The organism is Shewanella submarina (assembly GCF_042646185.1).
In the GTDB taxonomy this organism is placed as follows: domain Bacteria; phylum Pseudomonadota; class Gammaproteobacteria; order Enterobacterales; family Shewanellaceae; genus Shewanella; species Shewanella corallii.
In genome coordinates this window covers 166,760-188,870 of the sequence record NZ_JBHRTD010000015.1, presented here as the reverse complement: position 1 = coordinate 188,870, position 22,111 = coordinate 166,760, and the positions used below count along the sequence as shown (strand labels likewise).

At 53.2% G+C, this 22,111-nt stretch carries 18 protein-coding genes; 8 read left to right on the top strand and 10 right to left on the bottom strand.

Annotated elements, in window-relative coordinates:
• Positions 1-216: 216 nt before the first annotated feature.
• Positions 217-1,059: a 23S rRNA (adenine(2030)-N(6))-methyltransferase RlmJ gene (locus ACFOE0_RS12635; protein WP_248936874.1), complete on the bottom strand. Its 843-nt coding sequence runs from the start codon at positions 1,057-1,059 to the stop codon at positions 217-219.
• 154 nt (positions 1,060-1,213) lie between these two features.
• Between ACFOE0_RS12635 and ACFOE0_RS12630 the strand changes: the two genes are divergently transcribed.
• Both ACFOE0_RS12630 and ACFOE0_RS12625 read left to right on the top strand, forming a co-directional pair.
• Positions 1,214-1,972 (top strand): class I SAM-dependent methyltransferase, encoded by a 759-nt coding sequence (locus tag ACFOE0_RS12630; RefSeq protein WP_380712167.1) that lies wholly within the window; start codon positions 1,214-1,216, stop codon positions 1,970-1,972.
• Between the two features lie 133 nt (positions 1,973-2,105).
• A complete protein-coding gene (locus ACFOE0_RS12625) occupies positions 2,106-2,579 on the top strand; it encodes a peroxiredoxin (protein WP_248936875.1) in 474 nt (157 codons plus the stop codon).
• A gap of 56 nt (positions 2,580-2,635) precedes the next feature.
• On the opposite strand, the gene envZ is transcribed toward ACFOE0_RS12625, so the two are convergent.
• From envZ to ACFOE0_RS12605, 4 genes are all read right to left on the bottom strand, one after another.
• Entirely contained in the window at positions 2,636-3,964 is a 1,329-nt protein-coding gene (gene envZ / locus ACFOE0_RS12620) for a two-component system sensor histidine kinase EnvZ (RefSeq protein ID WP_248936876.1), read from the bottom strand.
• A complete protein-coding gene (gene ompR, locus ACFOE0_RS12615; protein ID WP_248936877.1) occupies positions 3,961-4,686 on the bottom strand; it encodes an osmolarity response regulator transcription factor OmpR in 726 nt (241 codons plus the stop codon). The genes envZ and ompR overlap by 4 nt, the downstream gene beginning before the upstream one ends.
• Before the next feature lie 254 nt (positions 4,687-4,940).
• Entirely contained in the window at positions 4,941-6,464 is a 1,524-nt protein-coding gene (locus tag ACFOE0_RS12610; protein WP_248936878.1) for an MDR family MFS transporter, read from the bottom strand.
• Complete coding sequence (locus tag ACFOE0_RS12605; protein ID WP_248936879.1) at positions 6,461-7,477, bottom strand: HlyD family secretion protein; 1,017 nt, start codon at positions 7,475-7,477, stop codon at positions 6,461-6,463. Before ACFOE0_RS12605 ends, ACFOE0_RS12610 begins: the two co-directional genes overlap by 4 nt.
• A 323-nt stretch (positions 7,478-7,800) precedes the next feature.
• Between ACFOE0_RS12605 and ACFOE0_RS12600 the strand changes: the two genes are divergently transcribed.
• A complete protein-coding gene (locus tag ACFOE0_RS12600) occupies positions 7,801-9,603 on the top strand; it encodes an aryl-sulfate sulfotransferase (protein WP_248936880.1) in 1,803 nt (600 codons plus the stop codon).
• Between the two features lie 65 nt (positions 9,604-9,668).
• On the opposite strand, the gene ACFOE0_RS12595 is transcribed toward ACFOE0_RS12600, so the two are convergent.
• Entirely contained in the window at positions 9,669-10,943 is a 1,275-nt protein-coding gene (locus tag ACFOE0_RS12595) for a Xaa-Pro dipeptidase (protein ID WP_380712084.1), read from the bottom strand.
• Positions 10,944-11,134: 191 nt separating this feature from the next.
• Here ACFOE0_RS12595 and greB point away from each other — a divergent pair, with 191 nt between their 5' ends.
• Complete coding sequence (greB, locus tag ACFOE0_RS12590) at positions 11,135-11,626, top strand: transcription elongation factor GreB (protein ID WP_115136486.1); 492 nt, start codon at positions 11,135-11,137, stop codon at positions 11,624-11,626.
• 102 nt (positions 11,627-11,728) lie between these two features.
• On the top strand, positions 11,729-14,074 hold the full coding sequence (locus ACFOE0_RS12585; RefSeq protein WP_248937037.1) for a Tex family protein: 2,346 nt from the start codon (positions 11,729-11,731) through the stop codon (positions 14,072-14,074).
• A gap of 129 nt (positions 14,075-14,203) precedes the next feature.
• On the opposite strand, the gene ACFOE0_RS12580 is transcribed toward ACFOE0_RS12585, so the two are convergent.
• Both ACFOE0_RS12580 and bioH read right to left on the bottom strand, forming a co-directional pair.
• A complete protein-coding gene (locus tag ACFOE0_RS12580; RefSeq protein ID WP_248936881.1) occupies positions 14,204-14,710 on the bottom strand; it encodes a hypothetical protein in 507 nt (168 codons plus the stop codon).
• Positions 14,711-14,775: 65 nt separating this feature from the next.
• Positions 14,776-15,546, bottom strand: coding sequence for a pimeloyl-ACP methyl ester esterase BioH (gene bioH / locus ACFOE0_RS12575; RefSeq protein WP_248936882.1), 771 nt, complete (start codon positions 15,544-15,546; stop codon positions 14,776-14,778).
• Positions 15,547-15,572: 26 nt separating this feature from the next.
• Here bioH and ACFOE0_RS12570 point away from each other — a divergent pair, with 26 nt between their 5' ends.
• Entirely contained in the window at positions 15,573-16,304 is a 732-nt protein-coding gene (locus tag ACFOE0_RS12570; RefSeq protein ID WP_346347866.1) for a ComF family protein, read from the top strand.
• Position 16,305: 1 nt separating this feature from the next.
• On the opposite strand, the gene ACFOE0_RS12565 is transcribed toward ACFOE0_RS12570, so the two are convergent.
• Positions 16,306-18,831: a M14 family zinc carboxypeptidase gene (locus tag ACFOE0_RS12565; protein ID WP_248936884.1), complete on the bottom strand. Its 2,526-nt coding sequence runs from the start codon at positions 18,829-18,831 to the stop codon at positions 16,306-16,308.
• 218 nt (positions 18,832-19,049) lie between these two features.
• Between ACFOE0_RS12565 and nfuA the strand changes: the two genes are divergently transcribed.
• Positions 19,050-19,628 carry a Fe-S biogenesis protein NfuA gene (nfuA, locus tag ACFOE0_RS12560; RefSeq protein ID WP_248936885.1) on the top strand — a complete coding sequence of 193 codons (579 nt, stop codon included), beginning with the start codon at positions 19,050-19,052 and terminating at the stop codon, positions 19,626-19,628.
• 53 nt (positions 19,629-19,681) lie between these two features.
• Here the strand turns inward: nfuA and ACFOE0_RS12555 are convergent, their stop codons facing one another.
• A complete protein-coding gene (locus tag ACFOE0_RS12555) occupies positions 19,682-21,019 on the bottom strand; it encodes an MATE family efflux transporter (protein ID WP_380712164.1) in 1,338 nt (445 codons plus the stop codon).
• Between the two features lie 36 nt (positions 21,020-21,055).
• Between ACFOE0_RS12555 and ACFOE0_RS12550 the strand changes: the two genes are divergently transcribed.
• Entirely contained in the window at positions 21,056-22,108 is a 1,053-nt protein-coding gene (locus ACFOE0_RS12550) for a polysaccharide deacetylase family protein (protein ID WP_248936887.1), read from the top strand.
• Positions 22,109-22,111 lie beyond the last annotated feature (3 nt).

The window sequence follows — 22,111 nt, the reverse complement described above, 5'->3', positions numbered from 1 at the left end:
TGCTAACAGATATGCTTTTGCCGTTCTTCGGCATTTCTTCACGTCCTTCGTGGGTCACTGCTTTTCGCTGTTAACTGCTGTCAACCACGAAGCGCTCACTGCGTTCGCTGCACAGAGAACACGAAGGGAAGAGCTGCTAACAGATATGCTTTTGCCGTTCTTCAGCATTTCTTCGTGCCCTTCGTGGCAGGCCGCTGTTGATCTTGGATAACGTTTTTACTCGCCCACTTCCCATTCAACCCGGGTAAAACCGCCACCCTGGTTCAGCTTGGCATCCAGATAATCCAGAGTGGATTTGGCTTGCTCATCCAGCTGCCATGGCGGGTTGACTATCCACAGACCGGCAGCAGTCATCCCCTTTTCGTTAGTGTCAGGGCGAATGCCCTGTTCGATACGCAGCTGGCGGCGAATGCCGCTGGCTTTCAGGCGGTCAAACATAGCCTCAGTACGGTCACGGTCAACTACCGGATACCAGATCATGTATATACCAGTGGCAAAACGCTTGTAGGCGTCAATCACAGTATCGGCCACATCCAGATAGTCAGATTTAATCTCATAGCTGGGGTCGATGAGGATCAGGCCACGACGTTCAATAGGTGGAACTGCGGCAATCAAACCCGCCAGACCATCCTTGTTCAGCACTTTAACCTGACGGTCACCGGCGAAGCCCTGAGCCAGAGTTGGGTAGTCGGTACCGTGCAGTTCATGCAGTACCATGCGGTCTTTTTCCCGCAGTGTCATATCCACAAATGCCGGTGAGCCAGGATAGTAATCCAGATCGTCCGATTCAGTGTTGAATGCTTTTACCGCATCTACATAGTCAGCCAGTGGTTCGGGCAGATCTGTCTGGCCCCAGATTTTAGCTATGCCATCCAGGTACTCTCCGGTCTTCTGAGCAAAATCATCCTGCAGACTGTAACCACCGGCACCGGCATGGGTGTCGATGTAGACGTATGGTTTGTTCTTCTTTTGCAGGGACTTAATCGCTTGCAGCAACATGGTGTGCTTGAGAACGTCGGCATAGTTGCCAGCATGGAAGCCGTGGCGGTAACTCAGCATTGTGGTTGGTTCCGGGAAGTCTAAATTGGCCAGAGTATACCCGAATCCCACAGCAAAGGCTTTGGGCTGACATTTCAATGCCGGTTGTCATGTAAGACTTGAGCAAGTGAGTACAGGAGATGGCATAATAGCGGCAGATAATTCCCATTGATGCATTCCCGTGACCCAGAGCATTTTCTTCGATTCATCCGATACCCGTATTGCAGATATCTGCGCCCGTCAGCAGCTGACCTTTGATAACGAGGCGCTGTTTGAGTTGGTGTTTGAGAACGATTGCCTGACCCTGAAAAAGCGGGATGAACCTAAGCTTGGCGGCATCTTTGTCGATTTTGTTTCCGGCGCCGTCGCTCACAGGCGTAAGTTTGGCGGTGGACGTGGCCAGGCGATTGCCAAGGCGGTAGGTCTGAAGCAGGGTGAAAACCCAAGCGTGGTTGATGGCACTGCCGGCCTTGGTCGTGATGCGTTTGTGCTGGCCAGCCTGGGTTGCAAGGTCACCATGGTTGAGCGTCACCCTGTGGTAGCAGCCCTGCTGGAAGATGGCTTGCGTCGAGGTTATGAAGACAGCGAGATTGGCGATTGGCTGCAACAGCGCCTGTCCATGGTGCATGCATCCAGCCTGGAGGCGTTGCCTGAGCTGGGACTGGCACCGGATGTCGTGTATCTGGACCCTATGTATCCCCACCGCGAAAAGTCCGCGCTGGTGAAAAAAGAGATGCGGGTATTCCAGTCATTGGTAGGCGCTGACCTGGATGCCGATGGCCTGTTGGCACCGGCTCTGACGCTGGCGGGTATGCGAGTTGTAGTTAAACGCCCTGACTATGCCGAAGATCTGGATGGGGTTAAGCCAAGCGCAGTTATCGCCACCAAGAAAAACCGCTTCGATGTTTATGTCAAAGCCGCAATGAAGTCCTGACACAGGTTTATAGGCTTTGTTGCCTGCGCCAAAAGTGGTGGTCTGTCTCTGGTTAAGTCCTTACTGATCTACTGTGTTTGTTCCGTGGTTTTCCGGCTATGCTGTTTTGGTAACCAACCAAAGGAGTTCTGCCATGATTGCTCAAGGTGATAAGTTACCTGATGCCGTACTCACTGAGTTAACGGAAGCGGGGATGCAAAATCTGAATACCAGCGAACTGTTTGCCGGTAAGACTGTTGTACTGTTTGCGGTACCGGGCGCCTTTACCCCAACCTGCTCCGAGGCTCACCTGCCCGGATACGTGGTGCTGGCAGATGAGCTTAAAGCCAGGGGCGTGGATATGATCGTCTGTTTGGCGGTAAACGATGCCTTTGTGATGCGCGCCTGGGGTAAGGTGCACAATGCCAGTGAGCTGCGCATGTTGGCCGATGGTGATGCCAGCTTTACCCGGGCTCTGGGTCTGGAAATGGACACTGGCAGCTTCGGTGGTGTGCGTTCGGTTCGCTATGCCATGATCGTCCGTGACGGTGTGGTTGAGAAGCTCAACATAGAGCAGGCCAAGAGCTTTGAAGTGAGCAAGGCTGAATACGTGCTGGCGCAACTTTAAAACAGCTTCTGACAAAAACGCCCCGCTGATTGCGGGGCGTTTTTTATGGGTTCAACTCAATCAACCCTTGGCTTCTTCATCAGCCAAACCTGTGCGCGCAGGCCGCCTTCGGGACGGTTGGTCAGCACAACCTTACCTTTGTGGATGTCCACAATCCGCTTGATAATCGCCAGTCCCAGGCCTGAGCCCAGGCTGCCCCGGGCGGTATCGCCACGGGTGAATGGCTGGAACAGATTTTCGATTTGGGAAGGGTCTATGCCCGGGCCGTCGTCCTCAACACAAAAGCCAACTCTGTCCGGCAGGTGTTGAGTACTCATGCGAACCCAGCCATTGCCGTATCTCAGCGCGTTTTCTACCAGGTTACTGACCACGCGTTTAATGGCGATGGGAGCCATAGGCACTTCCGGACAATCGGCCAGTTCCAGGTCAATATTGTCACAGCGGGCCGACTCTGCTTGCGCCACTTCCTGAATGATTCGATTGACCTGATCCGGCTGCAGGTTGGGTTTCTGATCCCGGCGGATATAGGCAATAAACTGGTCGATAATGGCATCCATATCTTCGATATCATTGATAATGCCATCCTTCAGATATTCATCTTCTTTAACCATCATTTCCGACGCCAGCCGAATACGGGTCAACGGCGTACGGAGGTCATGGGAAATACCCGCCATCAGCAGGGCTCTGTCCTGTTCCAGTTGATGCATGCTGTGGGACATCTGGTTAAAGGCATTGGTCACCTCGATGATTTCCGTTGACCCTTGCAATGGTAAGGGCGGCGGGAAATTGCCACTGGATACTGAGATCGCGGCTTTCTCCAGTGACTTGAGCGGACGGTTCTGTTGGCGGGCGAACAGCCAGCCACCCAGTACACTGAGCGCGCCAATCACCACCAGGTAGAGTGTCAGCGGCGAGAGTTCATATTCGTTGAAGCTGGTCAGAGTCACCCGGATCCAGACTGATGGCTCCTGTGGGGGCTTAATCCAGATATAAAAGTGCTTACCCTGATCGACTCTCACCTCGGCGTTGCCACCCAGATACTCAGACATCTGTGCTGACAGGGTGCTGTAGTAGGTTGCCCGCTCCACCCCGGCTCTTTGGGCCTGCTGCAGGTTGAACACCTTCATATCATCCTGGCGGATCTTGTTATTAAGGGCATCAACCACGGTCAGGTTATCTCTGTCTATGGTGACGCCATCATAAAAGAGGAAGTTAACCTGGTGGGCGATCAGCTGATTGATCTGCTGATAGGTAGGCTTAATAAAGTAAAAGGCGACAGTCACATAGGAGACTATCTGGTTGATCAACAGCAGGCAGGCGATCAACAGGAAAATCTGACTGAAGGCGCTGCGCGGCAGAAACTGCCGCCACCACTTTCCCATCATTTGCGTGCGCTGCCATCCGGTACGAAGACATAGCCCAGACCCCATACGGTTTGAATATATCTTGGGCTGGCGGGATCGTTTTCTATCAGTCGGCGCAAGCGGGATACCTGCACATCGATGGAACGCTCCAGCGCAGAGTAGTCACGGCCACGGGCAAGATTCATCAGTTTGTCACGGGACAGAGGTTCACGAGGGTGCGACACCAGTACCTTAAGTACCGCAAATTCACCACTGGTCAGGGCGATTGCCTCATCACCACGGGACATCTCGCGGGTGGCCAGGTTCAGGCTGAAATCGCCAAAGGTGATCATCTCTTCCTGCTGCGATGGAGCGCCTGGTACTTCCTGGATCTGACGACGCATTACCGCTTTGATTCTTGCCAGCAACTCTCTTGGGTTAAATGGCTTGGGCAGGTAATCATCGGCACCCAGTTCAAGGCCGATAATACGGTCAACCTCGTCCCCTTTGGCGGTCAGCATAACGATGGGAAGCTGGTTTCCCTGTTGGCGCAGGCGGCGGCAGATAGACAGGCCATCTTCACCGGGCAGCATCAGGTCCAGCACCAGCAGGTGAAAGTTTTCCCTTTCCAGCAGGCGATCCATCTGCTCAGCGTTGCCGGCAGCCCGAACCTGATACCCCTGTTCAACCAGGTAGCGTTCAAGCAAAGAGCGCAGGCGCATATCATCATCTACAACCAGAATTTTTGAGGTTTCTTGTCCCATGGGCATGTCCGTTACTTGCTGAGCTTAAGTCTCTAATATCTCAGTAATATAGCTTTATTGGCAACGGCAATACAGGGGACAGGGGGGCAGTAGACGAAAAGCTATGGCTCTAGCGCTAAGTCAGTAAGTTACTGTATTGATTTTAATGGGTTTTAGCTGGTGGTCGTGAGCGGGAAAAATTGTAACCAAGTCTTGATAGAAGTCATGGGCACAATCTTTCCACGGGGAGAGCGCAGCTTCCCCGTGGATATCGGTTAACTGAGCTCAGGCTTGGGTTCGGGCTTGGGTCTGGGCTTGAACAGTGCCAGCAAAGGCATCAACACCAGGTAAGAGATAAAGATAAAACCAAAGGTATAAACAAATGCCAGCATGGTGGATTGCTGATGCAGCATTTGACTGAGCCAGGCAATAAATCCGGGATCGGTAATTGTGGTGTCCTTTATCGCGGCAGCCTGTTGAAGCAGTGGGTTATCAGGGCTCAGGGTGGCCCCCAGATTGTGCCAATTGGCCTGTTCACTGCGGCTGAAATAGGTATTGACGATGGAAATACCGAATGAGCCACCAATGGTTCGACACAGGTTAAACACCACTGCGCCGCCAACTGTGTCATCTTTGCTCAGGGTGGCGTAGGCAAGCTGGCTCAGTGGTGCAAACACCAGACCCATTCCCGCGCCCTGAATAATACTGGGCAGCACCATCCAGAAAATATCCACATTGAGTGAGTACTGGGTCATAAACCAGGTGCCTGCGGCATTGAGCGATAAACCGACCAGAATCAGCATTCTGGCATCCAGTCTGTCCATAAAGCGCGACATAATCAGCAGCACTATGGCTGAGGTAAGCCCCCTTGGCGCCATCAGGAAGCCGGTAGTTTCAACCGGGTAATCCAGCAGTTGCTCCATCATCATGGGTTGCAACTGGGTAATACCAAACATGCCCATGGAGAAGCACGCCATGATAAGACAGGAGACAGCCAGGTTTCTGTCCTTCAGCAACCACATGGGGGCAATATCCCCCTTGGTCATAAAGGAGCGGGTCACAAAGAAGATAATGGCGATGGCTGAGATGATGGCTGAGAAAAGGATCAGATTGTCGCTGAACCAGCCGGACTCATTACCCCTGTCCAGCACCATCTGCAGCAAGCCGATACCTATGGCCATGCCGATAACCAAAGGCCAGTCGACTGAGGTTTGACCTTTGCCATCCAGTTTGACGAAGAAGTAAAGCAGAGCCAGACAAAGAATGCCTACTGGCAGGTTGACGTAGAAGATCCAGCGCCAGTCCATATATTCGGTAATTATGCCGCCCACGGTAGGACCAAGAATTGGTCCCAGCAGTACACCGACGCTGAACAGTGCCATTGCTTTCCCCCGCTCCTGCGGTGGGAAGATCTGCACCATAATCGACTGGGACAGTGGAATAACAGATGCACCAAATGCCCCTTGCATCACTCTGAAAGTGACCATTTCCGTCAGTGTGTCTGCCTGACCACAGAGTGCTGAAGTGGTAATAAAGCCCGCCACAGACACCAGCAGCAGGTTACGAATACCAAACTTCAGAGACAGATAACTGGCCAGAGGAATAAATATCGCTTCTGCCATGGAGTAAGAGGTCAGTACCCAGGTTATCTGCTCTGAGGTCACTCCCAGCGCGCCCATCATATGTGGCAGGGCAACGTTGGCAATGGTCATATCCAGCAACACCATGATGGCTGAAAGCATTACAGCCAATACGATCAGCAGTCTGGCAGTGCCCTCCACCGGAGCATTCTGGTTCATTTGCTGCTGGTTCCAGTCAGGGTATCAACTGTCACTTCGGCACTGGCACCAACCCGTAATGCCGGTTCCCCGGCCAGGGGTTGAATACTGATGCTGACAGGGAAACGTTGTGGCACTTTGACCCAGTTACCTGTGGCATTTTCCGGAGGCAGCAGAGAGAAAGAGGAACCGCTGGCAGGGGAGATAGCAATCACCTGACCTTCATAGGTTACGTCGGGATACATATCCAACACTATGTCCGCTTTCATACCGGGTTTGAGCTTGCCCACAGCACTCTCTTTATAGTTGGCTTCGACCCAGAAAGTGTTGTCTTCCACCAATGGCATCATGGCGGTACCCGGCGCGACTACGCTGCCGGGACGAACGCTGACCTTGCCCAGATTACCGCTGTGTGGCGCGCTGATATGGGTGTAGGAAAGATCCAGTGTCGCTTTTGATAACGCCGCCGCGGCCTGTTTGACCTGAGGGGCTTCATCGCCTTTGGCACCCTGCTGGGTGATCAGTTGAGACATCTTGGCGCGTGCGGCTTCCACTGCAGTTTGAGCGGCGGCCAGCTGAGCCTTGATATCGTCACCCTGTTGCTGTGGCAGCAGGCCTTTGCTGACAAGATCCATGGTGCGGCGGTAGTTTTGCTGCACGTCGGTCAGTTGGGCCACAGTGCTGTTGACGTTGGCACTGGCGGCCAGAATGGCATCGTCTGTTGCCTTGTTCTCCTGAGTTGCAACCTCATAGGCTGCCTTGGCTTGCTCATAGGCTGCCTGATAGGGCGCCGGATTGATCTCCACCAACAGGTCTCCTGCGTTGACGTGCTGATAGTTCTCAACATTGACCCGGATAACCTCGCCACTGATCTGTGGCGCTACATACAGGACATTGGCATGTATATAGGCATCTTCTGTGCTGGGATACTGCTCCTGATGCTTAATGTAGAAATATCCGGCGGTGGCGAGCAGAGCGGCCAGCAGGGCCAGAACCAGTAAATTACGGGCGATTTTGGAACCGGCTTGGGTCATTTGATACCCCTGAGTATTGAGTAGGAAGTAAAAGGCGGGAAAGTTAAAAAAGTAGCAGAATGCCCATAGTCACGGGGTTAAGGGCAGCTTAAATTTTGTTCATGGAGTTTTTTGCTGATTTACCAGAGGTTTTAAGTGGACTGCTGGGGCAGGGTGACCGGGCTGAACTGAAAAAGTTCATCTTTGTTGAGCAATTTGACCATTTGCACCATGGTGATTGTCGGTTTCCTGTGCTGATTCACATTTGGTGATCAGGATGCTGGGGGGCTCAGTGGAGCGAGGGTATACTGCCGCCGAATTTGATTCTGAGTAGCAGGTTATCCATGTTCAAACCGCTTTGTCGTCTTGGCCTTCTAACCCTGGCCCTGTCTTTTTCCGGTCATTCTCTGGCTGCGCTGACCGGCATGAAACCCATGCCTGCAGACGATGCACCTTTGGGATATCTGATCCACAACCCTTATGAGAATGCTCCTCTGACCGCACTGGTCACTCTGGGTGGACACAAGATTAAAGATGTTGAAGTCACAGTACATGCCAAAGGCGAAGCTGGCGTGCCGATCAGTTATAAGGTGTCTGATATCCGGGTGATGGATGAAGGCGGCGTACCCGTGTTCGGTTTGTACCCTGATTACCTCAACACCTTTACCGTGAGCTGGTCTGAGAAGGGCGAGCGTAAATCCCATGAATACCGGATGATGACGCCGGATGTGGACATGGGTTTTTCTGAGTCTCAGTGGGCCAAGGCACCCAAGGTAACGGTAAAACATGTAGACCCTGAGTTTAAGGATCGTCTCTACTTTTTGAACTGGACCAATGCTGACGGCAAGGCATCCCCTTTGATGCACAACAACCCGGCAGCCCCCGGAGCCTTCTCATGGGATGGTAAGCCAGGTTTCTTTATTATCGATACTGCCGGTGACATTCGCTGGTATATGAATCCCTACACCACCCATAACGCCAAAAACTATGATGATGCCGGTTATGCCATGGGTATGAATATTACCGATGACGGCAACATGGTGTGGGTTCAGGGACAAAGCTGGAAACATATGACCCTGATGGGACGCATGATCGCTTCCCATTCCCTGCCGGGTAACTTTATCGATGCCTCCCATGAAGGGATTCAGGTGGAGAACGGTAACTTCCTGCTGCGGGTCGCTGCCAAAGATTACACCCGCGCCGACGGCATGGTGGTCAATACGGTTCGCGACCACATTGTCGAGGTGGACGCCAACGGTAAGTTGGTGGATTACTGGGACCTGAATGAGATTCTGGACCCTATGCGTGATGCGGCACTGCTGTCGCTGGACGCAGGTGCCGTTTGCCTGAATATCGACCTTAAGCAGGCGGGCAAAGTGGCTACCGAAGAGGAACTGAGAAAGGCGCCTTATGGCGATATTCATGGCGTACAAACCGGCCGTAACTGGGCTCACGTTAACGCCGTGGATTATGACCCTGTGGATGACAGCATTATTGTGACCTCTCGTCACCAGTCCGCTGTGATCAAGATTGGTCGCGATAAAGAGGTTAAGTGGATCCTGAGCCCCTATATGGGCTGGGAAGGTAAACTGGCAGAAAAGCTGCTGACACCGGTTGATGCCAAAGGCAACCCCCTGACCTGCACTGTACGTGGTTTCTGCAGTGGCACTGATTTCGATTTCTCCTACACGCCGCACACAGGTTACAAGGTGGATGAGAAGGGCACCTGGACTGTATTCGACAATGGTGATGGCCGTCATCTGGCCCAGCCTATGTTCCCTACCGGCAAGTACAGCCGGGCAGTGGAGTACAAGATTGACGAAGACAAGATGACAGTTCAGCAGGTGTGGGAATATGGCAAGGAAGAGCTGGGCTATGACGGCTACTCTCCGGTGACTTCGATTGTGAAGTACCAGGCTGATAAAAACAGCATGATGAGCTACTTCGCCTCAGCGGGCTTGTTTGGTCTGGGCGGTGGTTACGGCAATATGAAGTTGGATGACACCACAGGTAAAGTACACTCGATTCTGGTTGAGCACAGATACGGTGAGAAAGAGCCGGCAGTGCGTATCGATATCGACAGCCATGACCTGTTTGCCACCGGCTATCGCGCCCAGGTGATCCGTCCCGCTGAAATGCTGAAATAATTCCCAGGGAATACACACTAAAAAAACCGGCTTTAAAGGCCGGTTTTTTGTTGTCTGAAAAAGGACTATCGCTGCTTGTAGACCTTGCCATCCTTCATCACAAAGCTGACGTTTTCCAGCAGGCTGATGTTCTCAAGCGGGTTGCCTTTTACGGCGATAATATCCGCCAGATAGCCAGGCTTTATCTGGCCCACATCGGTTTGCTTCATCAGTGCAGCGCTATTGATAGTGGCGGCCTGAATTGCCTGCAATGGCGTCATGCCAAAGGTCACCATACGGGAGAACTGCTTGCCATTATCCCCGTGGGGATAGATGGCAGCATCTGAGCCAAATACCATATTGGCACCGGCTTTCACCGCTTTACGGAAGCTTTCCCGCTGGGCTTTGGAAACCTGCTTTTCCTTATTGATATTCTCTTCGGGTACACCATTGGCCTCACCAAAGGCCAGGGTGTATTCGGTGTTGTAGATATCGCAGGAAAGGTAAGTGCCGTGTTTTACTGCCAGCTTGATAGCCTCATCATCCATAAAACTGCAGTGCTCAATACTATCGATACCGGCGCGGATGGCATCCTTAATACCACTGGTACCATGGGCGTGTGCCGCTATCACCAGGCCGCGCATATGAGCCTCGTCAGCCGCGGCTTTCAGCTCTTCAAAGGTGTATTGCTGAATGCCCACTTTGGTGCCCTTGGAGAACACGCCGCCGGTGGCGCAGATTTTAATGGTGTTGGCACCGTATTTGATGTTCTCCCGAACCTTTTCCCGCACCGACCAGGGGCCATCGGCAACACCACCTGACTTTGCCTTCTTCTCCGGTGCACTGAAGTTATCGTCACAGTGCCCTCCGGTGACAGAGATTGAATGCCCGGCTGCCCAGATCCTCGGGCCTGGAATATCACCGTTATTAATGCCTTCCATCACGCCAATCACACTGTAACCGGAAGCCCCCAGGTTTCGCACTGTGGTGAACCCTGCTTCCAGTGTCTTACGGGCATTTTTGGCTGCAATCACGGTCTGTCGGGGGATGGAGTAGTTGCGGGAGGCGAGAAAGTTATCGTCGGCATCGCCACTCAGGTGTACATGCATGTCCATCAGGCCCGGTACCAGAGTTTCCTGATACAGATGGAGCACACTGTCCACATCGGCTGGTTGTTTCAGCTCCCCCTGTTTACCGACTGCGGTGATGCGGCCATCTTCAATGATGATGGCGGGTTTACTGATCAGTTTGCCATTTTCCACATCCAGCATGGCATCAGCGGTCAGGTAGGTGGTCTGGGCTATGGTGTGTGGCGCAAGCAGCATCAGGCCTGTGGCCAGCAATCGATTCAGGGTAGTCATCAGCGCAGTCTCTCAACATTGTTAAATTTTTGTGCAGCATAACTTACTGACGACAGAACACAATCTGAGCAGTGTTGCGGAATATGTCGGTCAGAGCGGTGGCATAGTGTCCGCACGGCTTGAGGAACAAGGGCTTAAGTGATACAAACTGAGAAATTATTGCAAATGCTTGTTGGCAACACGCACACCCTATGAAGAAAGCCCATCTGATCACCCGCGCCGGCTGGCAAGAGTTGGACCGGGAACTTAAGTACCTTTGGAAAGAGTATCGTCCTGAGATCACCAAAAAAGTGCAGGAAGCTGCCGCTCAGGGTGATCGTTCCGAAAACGCTGATTACACCTATAACAAACGCCTGCTGCGCCAAATCGACAGCCGGGTGCGTTATCTGGTGAAGCGATTGGAAGAGCTGAAAATCGTCGACTACGACCCTCAGCAAGAGGGCAAGATTTTCTTCGGTGCCTGGTTCGAGCTGGAAAACGAAGAGGGTGATGTGGTGCGCTATCGTATTGTCGGCAAAGATGAGCTGGATACCAAGCTGGGCTATATCACCATAGATTCGCCTATGGCCCGAGCCCTGATTGGCAAACAGGTCGACGATGAAGTGACAGTCCAGACCCCTTCAGGTCCAAAAGAGTGGTACGTCAATGCCATTCGCTACAAGCCTTTTGAAGAAACCGAATAATGTTGTTGAGTTCAGAAATCCAGCCAGGGTTAACCCCTGCTCCATCGCTGTGATATCTTGACTGGCAGCCTCAAAGCCATACTGAATATCGAAACCAAGACTATGCAAAATATTGCCCGGATTATTGCTCAGGAACTCAATGTTCGTGAGCAGCAGGTAAATGCCACTATTGGCCTGCTGGATGAAGGCTCGACCGTGCCTTTTATTGCCCGTTACCGTAAGGAAGTGACCGGAGGTCTGGATGACACTCAGTTGCGTAACCTGTTCAGCCGTTTGGGCTACCTGCGTGAGCTGAATGACCGCAGACAGGTTATCCTGTCCAGCATTCAGGCTCAGGGCAAGTTGACGCCAGAGCTGACCGAGGCTCTGAACAGCGCCGATTCCAAGACCCGCCTTGAAGATCTTTACCTGCCATACAAGCCCAAGCGCCGTACCAAAGGCCAAATTGCAGTCGAAGCGGGTATTGAGCCTCTGGCCGATATACTGTTGGCAGATCGCAGCTTGTCTCCTGAAGCTAAAGCTGCCGAGTTTATCAATGCTGAAGCAGGGTTTGCTGATACCAAGGCTGTATTGGATGGTGCCCGTTATATTTTGATGGAGCGTTTCGCCGAGGACGCCGAGCTGATCCGCAAGGTACGTGAGCAGTTGCAAAGCCAGGCTGAGCTGGTGAGCAAGGTGATGGCTGGCAAAGAGAAAGAAGGTGCCAAGTTCCGCGATTATTTTGAGCACAACGAAGCCATTACCAAGGTGCCTTCCCACCGTGCGCTGGCCATGTTGCGTGGTCGCAATGAAGGCATCCTGAGTCTGTCGCTGGATGCTGACCCGGGCTCTGAAGCCAGCGGCAGCGTATGCGAGCAGATCATTATCGACCATCTGAAACTGAACCTGGGTTCAGGTGAAACCGATCAATGGCTGCGGGCCGTGGTGACCGCCACCTGGCGCATCAAGATCGCTCTGCAGATGGAAACCGAGTTTGTTGCCCGCATGCGTGAACACGCAGAAGATGAAGCCATTAAGGTCTTTGCCCGTAACCTGGGTGACCTGCTGATGGCGCCGCCTGCCGGTGCCAAGGCGACCATGGGTTTGGATCCCGGTCTGCGTACCGGTGTGAAAGTGGCTGTGGTCGATACCACAGGCAAGCTGGTGGCTCATACCACCATCTTCCCCCATGCACCGCAGAACCAATGGGAAAAATCAGTTCGCACCCTGGCTAATCTGGCAAAAATGCACAAGGTTGAGTTGGTGGCTGTGGGCAATGGCACAGCATCCCGTGAAACCGATAAGCTGGCCGCCGAGCTGCTGGCCTATGTCAAAGACACTGCACCCAATATCAATAAGGTAATGGTGTCCGAAGCCGGTGCATCTGTTTATTCCGCTTCCGAGTTGGCTGCCGCTGAATTTCCGGATCTGGATGTCAGCCTGCGTGGCGCGGTATCTATTGCCCGTCGCTTGCAGGACCCACTGGCAGAGTTGGTGAAGATTGAACCCAAGTCCATCGGTGTGGGCCAGTACCAGCACGATGTCAGTCAGAGCCAGCTGTCCTCATCACTGGAAGCTGTGGTAGAAGACTGTGTAAACCGTGTTGGTGTGGATGTGAATATGGCGTCTGCACCACTGCTGGCTCAGGTTGCCGGTTTGAACAAGACGCTGGCCAAGAACGTGGTGGATTACCGCGACGCCAATGGCCGCTTCAATACCCGTAAAGAGCTGTTGAAGGTGTCCCGTCTTGGCCCCAAAGCCTATGAGCAGGCCGCAGGCTTCCTGCGTATCAGCGAAGGCAGCAATCCATTGGATAGATCAGCGGTTCACCCGGAAGCCTACACTCTGGTAGAGGGGATTGCCGCTGCCAAAGGCGTGCCGGTTGAAGCTCTGATCGGCAACACAGAACTGCTGCGCACCCTGAATGCCGCTGACTTCACGACAGAAGCTTTTGGTCTGCCAACCGTGACAGATATTCTGGCCGAGCTGGACAAACCGGGTCGCGATCCCCGAGGTGAGTTTAAAACCGCGAAGTTCAAAGATGGTGTTGAAGAGCTGAAAGACCTGAAGGTTGAGATGATCCTGGAAGGCGTGGTGACTAACGTGACCAACTTCGGTGCCTTCGTGGATATCGGCGTGCATCAGGATGGTTTGGTGCATATCTCCTCTCTGACCGACAAGTTCGTGTCTGATCCTCATACCGTGGTGAAAGCGGGTGATGTGGTGAAGGTGAAGGTGATGGAAGTGGATGTAGAGCGCCGTCGTATCGGTTTGTCCATGCGTCTGGATGAAAAACCTCAGCCTGCTGGCAGCAAACCGCAATACAAAGGCCATAACCATGGTGGTAACAAGGGACAGCACAAAGGTGGCAACAAGCCCAAACAGGGTGGCCGTCAGCAGTCCAATCAACCCATTAATGCTGCCATGGGTAATGCTTTCGCTGATGCATTTGCCAAGCTGAAGAAGTAAATCTGCCTTGAACTCTGGCTTGTATATACAAGCTGGGGGCCGAAAGAGATATCAATCCCTCACAGCCTATACGGCGTGGGGGATTTTTATTTGTATCGAGTTGGTTTCAGTGCTTTGCCAGTGAATGAATCAGGCCTGAAGTTCCAGCCTGGGCAGATCTCTTGGAGTGCTGGTGGACTGATAAGTGTCCTTGATGATGGTGCCTATCTGCCGATAGAACCTGGGAGCCTCGTTGGGGAAGGGATGGCTGGAGTCACCTTGCATCTGCTTACCCGTGGTCTCAGCGGTTTGAGTCCTGTCCCGTATATCCCGTCTGTTGAGTCCACCGCCTTTGGTGGCCAACTTAGCCAGGGCTGCCTGCTCAGTGCGGGGTAACTGCTTCTCGGTTCCCTGTTGCTGCTCTCTGGTTTGCTGCTGTTGTTGACCCGACTGTCTTTGTTGGATTCGGTCCAGGCGCTCCTGCTGTTGCTCTGTCGCCCTTTCCTGGCGTTGTTCCAGCCCGCGTTCCTGATAGGTTTTACCCAACTGCTGTGGGGGCAGTAACGGCGGGCGTTGCTGGTTATCCACCCGCGCGCTGTCAGTAGCCACATTGGTTGTGGCTACAGGCACATTGGGATAGTTGGACACCAGCTGCATAGTTAACCCTGATTTAAACTCTCTGTTTAAATAATAGTCAATTGTGCCGCGAGGTTAAAGGCCTTTCAGCCTGTGTGCTGTTGCAGCCAGTTGCCAACAAGCTCTACAAACTCATGGGTATGAGAGATAAACGGCGCGTGGGATGCTTTGGTGATAATGGCATCCTGGCTCTGTGGTGTCGCAGGCATCGCCGGGATTACCCGCCTGGGCACCAGACCGTCCAGACGCCCCCACACTCTCAGCCAGGGGAGAGTCAGCCCTGCAACTTCAGTTCTGAGGTCCTGCTGCTCCAGCATCTGTAACCCGGCTGCCAGTGCATCGGGTGTCGGCAGGGGGCGGGCAAGTACCAGTTCACGTATGCGCTTGATATCCTCTTTGGCGGTCACGCTGCCCATGGCCTGTATTGCCAGAAACCTTTCAATGGTTTTGGGCAGGTCTTTACCCAGTTGGTCGCTGAATTGCGTCAACACCTGAGGAGGAATACCAAACCAGCCTTCATCTTCCCGGGCCATAAAGCAGGGAGAGGAGGCGATAGTGATGAGTCCTTTGACCTTGTCGGGATAATCCAGCGCAACTCTGCTGGCAACCAGGCCTCCCAGAGACCAACCGGCCCAGATAGCACCATCAGGTAACTGCTCAGCCAGCTGTTTGGCCCAACCCTGCAGACTGTTGTCTCCCTGCTGGCTGTGGCCAAAGCCCGGCAAATCCACATAGTAGACCCTATACTCAGACAGATGCTCATACAGGGGCGCAAAAGCGGCGCTGTTTACCCCCCAGCCATGGAGCAGGATCAGTTCCGGACCCTGTCCGCGAATATCGATATGAAGTTGAGTCACAGTTTGTCAGGCCTTAGGTATACAAAGTGATAAGACAGGTTTTCAGTCAAATAGTTAACTTGCTTGGGGCTAGTTTACCCAACCGGTGTTTGCTCTGTCATCAAGGTGTGGCAAGAGGACAGACTGGGTTGTGCAGTGCGTGCCTGGGTGCCAGCTTATATCAGCAGCCGGTTTGTCTGGGGTGCGGTCGCGGCATGACGTTGCAACTCAAGTACTGTGGCTCCTGTCAGCAGTCCCGGCCTTTGCCTGTAGTGGCACCCGCCAGTTACCACCAGGGATTGGGGCCTGTTATCAGTGGGATTAAATATCAGGGGCAGATGGCGGCGCTGGAGTCTCTGTGCCAGGCACTGGTGGAGCGATTCGAAGAGTTGGAGGCGTTGGGGTTGGTGTCCCGTCCTCAGGCTTTGTTGCCGGTACCCTTGCACCCCGGCAGGCTGAGAGAGCGCGGCTTCAACCAGGCCTGGATGATCGCCAACCGACTGTCAGTGATTTTGGGTATTCCACTGGTGGATGATTGTCTGGTTCGTACCCAGCATACTCTGGCGCAGGCCGGGCTGGATGGCAAAGCACGCAGACAAAACCTGAAACAGGCCTTTGAACTGCAACAGGCTCTGCCTTATCCACGGGTCGCGATAATCGACGATGTGGTGACTACGGGCACCACCGTTTCTGAGATTGCCGCACAGATACGTGTGCAGGCACCGGATATGCAGGTCTGGTGTCTGGCCCGGGCTGAAGCGCCGGGCCTGTTGGACTGAATTACCTCACCGAGACTGGCACAAAGTAGAGGGCGTTGGCATACACTCTTTCTGTTCCCAGCCAGGTATTGCGGAACATGAGGTTATCCGCCAATGCGACAATCTCACCTTTACCCTTGGTTTCAACCAATATCGCGGGAGTGGAGGCCAGCTTCTGCTGATATTCAGGTGCCATATAACCACTCTTCAGCACCTGTTCACTATACTCGGCGGCGACAACAAAGGGCTTATCCACAGATTTGAAGCCTATGGCACGGTTTTTCATGACGGGCAATTTGTCGTCTGTCATACCGTAATTTAACGGGTGACCCGCATCCAGGGTCAGTTCGACAATGGCACCGCCTATTGCTTTGCGGGCGTTGAGTGAATCCCTGTCCGCAAAAGTCAGCCCCTTAGTGTCGAAGGCCTGAGCAAACTCCTTGGAAGAGATCAGTTCAGTACTCATAAGTCGGTTTTTGCTGAGCCAGTTAAGAGCGCTTTTCTGGGCAATCACAGTGCCACCACGTTCAACAAAGCTGGCGATATCCCTTGCCAATTCTGCGTCCAGAGTGCTGAAGCTGCCGCTGGCAAAAATCAGGTGACTGTAGTTGCCAAGATCGACTCTGCTCAGGCGTGAGGCATCAATTAACGGGGTGGCGATACCCAGTCTGCTGTCCAGGAAGTTCCACAGCTGACCGGTTTCTGTGGTGCTGGTGCCTCTGCCAGCGATCAGCAGAGGTTTGACCGGCTTGATGACCCGGAAATCATCACTGCCCAGATCGATTCCTCCGGCACCCGCAAAGGTGGAAGCCGGGACGACTTTGACACCCCATTCCTGGCTTTGCCGGGACAGCAACTCCCTGAGTTGCTGTTTGCTCACATGAGCCTGTTTGGCAGGTATATACAGGCTGCCTTCGGGCCAGTTGAGGGCTTCGATGCCACGTACGCTAAAGCCCCTGGTGGCGACTTTGACCTGGATATCTGCATTTAGAAGCTGCTGCAGCATAGGCGCAGCATTGCTGTGACGCCAATCCACCAGATAGGCGACAGCATTGTCTGGCAGGGCTTGTTCAGGAGATTGCGCGGCGTCTGCCGTCAGCTGATTACGGCTTACCTTAACCTCATCAGCTTTCAAAAGGTCGTAGGCTGATTGCAGGTCAAAGCTGGAAACATCGTAAAAAGTGGCATCTTTAAATTCAGTGCGCTTGTCGAACATGGCCTCTACCAGCGCCTGTTGAGGCTGGTTGGCGGGAATAAACAGGCTGTCTTCGGCGCTAAATATCAGATCATCTGCCTCAACATCTCTGCTCAGGAAGAAGTGTTCCACCTTATGTTGTGCAAACAGGCTGGCCAGAGCATCCCGGCGGGCGGGGTCTTTGGGGGCTCTCAGCAGACTGCCACTCAAGCGGCGGCTGTCATCGCTGGCTTTACCCTTAAAAAACTCTGTCTGGTACTGTTTCAGCTCGTCTTCCAGCGCCATGGCACCTTTCAGGCTGGACAGGGACGTGGCGAACTGATTGGCAATGGCCTCACTCAATACCACTGGTCCGTTGGCTGAGTCCTGCAACTGACCCCGTGCACTTGCCTGTTCAAACAGTACACCAATGGCACCGTTAATATCCGGGTAGGTGGAGCCTTTGCCGTAAAAGAAGTCATCAAATGCCTGACGGCTGAAGTAGGCCTGATCTTTGGCATCCAGAGCGTCTCGGTGAAAGTCAGCCAGCTTATCTGTCAATGCCTGGTTGGTTGCCGGTGTTAATGGATGGGTTCTGTCCGGTACACCGGGCTGGAAGAAGTAAGACTGTTCATGACCCATCTCATGGAAGTCTCCCAGATAGTGGGGCTGCCATTTGTGGAACAGGGCAACCCGCCCCTGGCTTTCCGGATGAGCCAGGAATAACCAATCCCGGTTGAGATCGGCCAGGTAGTGATTGAATCGACCCCTTGGCCAGTCCTGAGTGTGTTCGCGACTGTGATTGTCGCCTACCGGCACCTTACCCCTGTTGTTGTTTGCCCAGGTTGAGAACCTGTCCAGGCCATCCGGATTTTGGGTGGGGGTGACCAATACCACGGCTTTGTCCAGCAGCTCCTTTACCCAGGCTTCTTCACTGGCACTCAGGTAATAGGCCAGCGCTGTCGCGGCGTGGGCACCACTGGCTTCATCTCCATGGATGGAGTAAGCCAGCCAGATCACCAGAGGTGAGTTTTCCGCCTGATCCTGTTTGACTTTAGCCCTCTGCGCCAGTATTTGCGGTAGCTTTTGTTGATTGGTCGGGGAGGTTATCACTGCGGTTAACTGCTGCCTGGCTTCATGGCTCAGGCCTGTGTCTTCCAGACTGACTCTTGGACTTTGGGCTGCCAGTTGCTTCAGATAGAAGTTGATTTGGTCATGGCGCAGATGCCACTCACCCAGAGGATAGCCAAGGAACTCCGCTGGTGTGGTGATAGTGGCATTACTACTCGACTGCGGGGGATACCAGTCAGGCGCCTGAGCAGAAACAACAGGGCTGAGAACCAAAGCGATGGCCAGGGTCAGTGATTTCAACATGAGTCGTATTTTTATTATTGAATTTTCACGTAAATTATCATCTTGCCGCTGCCCGTGCTACATGGGTGTTAAAAAAATGATGCTGAATATGTGTCGAAAAAACAGTAAAAAAACCTTTAATCACCGGGCCTTGGGGCTACACACAGAGTCGGCTTATGAGTATCATACGGCTAATTCTTACCAAAATACTCAGGTTTAGCCTGAGGGAGCAGGTTGTCATGATTACCATTTCCGAAGCGGCTCAGGCCCATTTCGTTAAGCTATTGGCGGATCAGCCTGAAGGCACCAATATTCGCGTGTTTGTTATCAGCCCGGGCACACCTCAGGCGGAGTGTGGCGTATCTTACTGTCCACCTGATGCGGTGGAAGATGATGATACAGAGATCGAGTTCAATGGCTTCAGCGCCATGGTCGATGAGAAGAGCGCGCCTTTCCTGGAAGATGCCACCATTGACTTCGTGACAGATCAGCTGGGTTCTCAGCTGACCCTGAAAGCTCCAAATGCCAAGATGCGTAAAGTGGCTGATGATGCACCACTGAATGAGCGTATCGAATATATGATCCAGTCAGAGATCAACCCTCAGCTGGCCAGCCACGGCGGTCATATTATGCTGGTGGAAGTGACTGAAGATGGTATTGCTGTGCTGCAGTTTGGCGGCGGTTGTAACGGTTGCTCCATGGTTGATGTCACCCTGAAAGATGGTATCGAAACCCAGATGCTGGAGCGTTTCAGCGGTGAGCTGACCGGTGTACGTGATATCACAGATCACCAGCACGGTGACCACTCTTACCAGTAACAACGACTGGTGAGATAAATACCCCGCCCAATATCCTTGAGCGGGGTATTTTTTTAACCTCTGGAAAGTGACAGGCGATAGTGCAGTCCAAGGGACAGACTGCGGGACAGCATAAAGGCAGACATGGCAGCCCACAGTGCGCCATTGCCCCAGCTTTGCAGGCTCCACCATACCGGGAAGAACACCATCAGGGTGCAGAACAGCATGCTATTACGCATTATCTTGCCCTGCGCCGTGCCTATGTAGACACCGTCAAACAGGTAGGAACCAAAGGCCAGCACAGGCATGACGATCAGCCAGGGCAGATATTGGAAAGCCAGGTGTTGAACCGCTTCAATCCCGGTCAGTAGCTGAATTATGTACTCTCCGGTCAGGAAAAACAGCAGACTGAATCCCAGCGCCGACACTGCTGACCACTGAAACGCCAGGGCGACCGTATTGCGCAATTCCGGCATATCCCGTTTGCCCCAGGTTCTGCCTGTTTCCGCCTCGGCATAGTAAGCGATACCATCCAGGGCGTAGGAGATAAGCAACAGCAGATTCAGCAATACCGCGTTGGCAGCAACCGTATCATCGCCCAGGCTGGCGCCGTGGAATGTCATAAAGGCGAATGTGGCCTGCAGACACAGGCTGCGAACAAAAATATCACCATTGAGTCGCAGCAGTTGGCCGTAACCGGCAGGGGTAAGACGTTTCAGCTGCTCCCCCAAATGAAATCCACCCTGCAAGCTGAGTTGACGTTTCACCATGGTCAGTGCAACCAACATGGCACAGAAGTCGGCGATCACCGAGGCCATTGCTGCGCCCTTAACGCCCCAACCAAGGCCAATAACGAACAGGACGTCCAGCAGGATGTTAACGCTGTTGGCAATAATCAACTGCCACATGGCAGCCTTGGGCTGTTGCCTGCCAAGCAGGTAACCCAGCAGTACCAGATTGAGCAGGGCGAACGGCGTGGACCAGATACGAATGCTGAAATACTCTCGGCAATAACGAATAACTTCAGCGCTGGCTTCTGTCATTGACAGGGCTAGTTCCAGCAGTGGTCTTTGTAAAATAAGTATCAGGGCGCTGAGCAGCAGAGTGAGACTGACACCCTGCAGGAGCAATTGGAACTGTCTTTGGGTATCATTGGCGCCCCAGGCCTGGGCAACCAGGCCGGTCGTGGCCATGCGCAGAAAGCCTAACAGCCAGAAAATCAAAGTGATAATCGTTGACCCGACGGCAACACCGCCTAAATAATACGCGTTGCTCAGATGACCTATTACGGCTGTATCCACCAACCCGAGCAGGGGGACAGTGATATTGGAGAGGATCATGGGCAGCGCTAACGCCAGCATGCGCCGATTTCGTTGGGCGTCGAACATCAGGACTGATTTAGTCATATTTATAGAGGTTTATTTATGTTGAGAGTGTTTTTTGCGCTCATGACTTCACTGATCTTCAGTGTAAGCGCCAAACCTGAAGCGAGTTCAGGGCCTGTAAATGGCGCAGTGATTCTCCAGTATCATCATGTATCTGATAAAACGCCGGCCATCACCAGCGTGACTCCTGCTCAGTTCCGCGAGCAGATGGCCTATCTGGCCGAGAATAACTTCAATGTGATCTCTCTGACTCAACTGGTTACCGCAATCAGAGCGAATGAGTCTCTGCCGGAAAAATCCATAGTGATCACCTTCGACGATGGCTACAAAAACATTGCCGAGTCAGCGCACCCTATTCTAAAGGAGTATGGCTTCCCCTACACCCTGTTTGTTGCCATAGAACCCATAGAGAAAGGCTATGGCGAGATGATGAGCTGGCAACAGTTACAGCAGTTGGCGGCTGAAGGCGCCGATATTGCCAATCACAGTTGGGGCCATGAGCACCTGGTCAGAAAGCTAGCCGGCGAGACTGACGCAGATTGGCTGGCACGGGTGGAGCAGAATATTCTTGATACCGAAGCGGCGATTGCCAAGGCGACGGGCCACAACTTCAAGATGCTGGCTTATCCATATGGTGAATACAATGCGGAGATCCAGGCCCTGTTGGAACGTCATGGTTATATTGCCGTTGGTCAGCAGTCTGGTGCCGCCGGTGTATATTCAGAGCTGACCGCTCTGCCACGCTTCCCGGTTGCCGGTCCCTATGCGGATATGTCCAGCCTTAAGGTCAAAATGCATAGCCTGAATATGCCAGTGCTGGCGCAGAATACCACCAACCCTGAGCTTAAAGCGGGTGGCTGGCGTCCTGAGCTGAGAGTGACACTGGATACGTCGGATATCTACCCTCATCAGCTGATGTGCTTTGTGCAGGGGCAGGGGGCCAAGAAGCCGACCTGGCTATCGGCAAATGAGTTTATGATTCAGGCTGATTTGGACCTGCCGGCAGGGCGCTCCAGATACAATTGTACCGCCCCAAGCAAGACTAAAGGGCGGTACTACTGGTTCTCTCAGGCCTGGGTCAGACCCAAAAATAATGGTGAGTGGATTAAGGAGTAAGTC

Bases quoted from the DNA above. Each gene is read 5' to 3' on its own strand.
- ACFOE0_RS12635 (WP_248936874.1), bottom strand. From the start codon at position 1,059: ATGCTGAGTTACCGCCACGGCTTCCATGCTGGCAACTATGCCGACGTT.
- ACFOE0_RS12625 (WP_248936875.1), top strand. From the start codon at position 2,106: ATGATTGCTCAAGGTGATAAGTTACCTGATGCCGTACTCACTGAGTTA.
- envZ (WP_248936876.1), bottom strand. From the start codon at position 3,964: ATGATGGGAAAGTGGTGGCGGCAGTTTCTGCCGCGCAGCGCCTTCAGT.
- ompR (WP_248936877.1), bottom strand. From the start codon at position 4,686: ATGGGACAAGAAACCTCAAAAATTCTGGTTGTAGATGATGATATGCGC.
- ACFOE0_RS12610 (WP_248936878.1), bottom strand. From the start codon at position 6,464: ATGAACCAGAATGCTCCGGTGGAGGGCACTGCCAGACTGCTGATCGTA.
- ACFOE0_RS12605 (WP_248936879.1), bottom strand. From the start codon at position 7,477: ATGACCCAAGCCGGTTCCAAAATCGCCCGTAATTTACTGGTTCTGGCC.
- ACFOE0_RS12600 (WP_248936880.1), top strand. From the start codon at position 7,801: ATGTTCAAACCGCTTTGTCGTCTTGGCCTTCTAACCCTGGCCCTGTCT.
- ACFOE0_RS12595 (WP_380712084.1), bottom strand. From the start codon at position 10,943: ATGACTACCCTGAATCGATTGCTGGCCACAGGCCTGATGCTGCTTGCG.
- greB (WP_115136486.1), top strand. From the start codon at position 11,135: ATGAAGAAAGCCCATCTGATCACCCGCGCCGGCTGGCAAGAGTTGGAC.
- ACFOE0_RS12585 (WP_248937037.1), top strand. From the start codon at position 11,729: ATGCAAAATATTGCCCGGATTATTGCTCAGGAACTCAATGTTCGTGAG.
- ACFOE0_RS12580 (WP_248936881.1), bottom strand. From the start codon at position 14,710: ATGCAGCTGGTGTCCAACTATCCCAATGTGCCTGTAGCCACAACCAAT.
- ACFOE0_RS12565 (WP_248936884.1), bottom strand. From the start codon at position 18,831: ATGTTGAAATCACTGACCCTGGCCATCGCTTTGGTTCTCAGCCCTGTT.
- nfuA (WP_248936885.1), top strand. From the start codon at position 19,050: ATGATTACCATTTCCGAAGCGGCTCAGGCCCATTTCGTTAAGCTATTG.
- ACFOE0_RS12550 (WP_248936887.1), top strand. From the start codon at position 21,056: ATGACTTCACTGATCTTCAGTGTAAGCGCCAAACCTGAAGCGAGTTCA.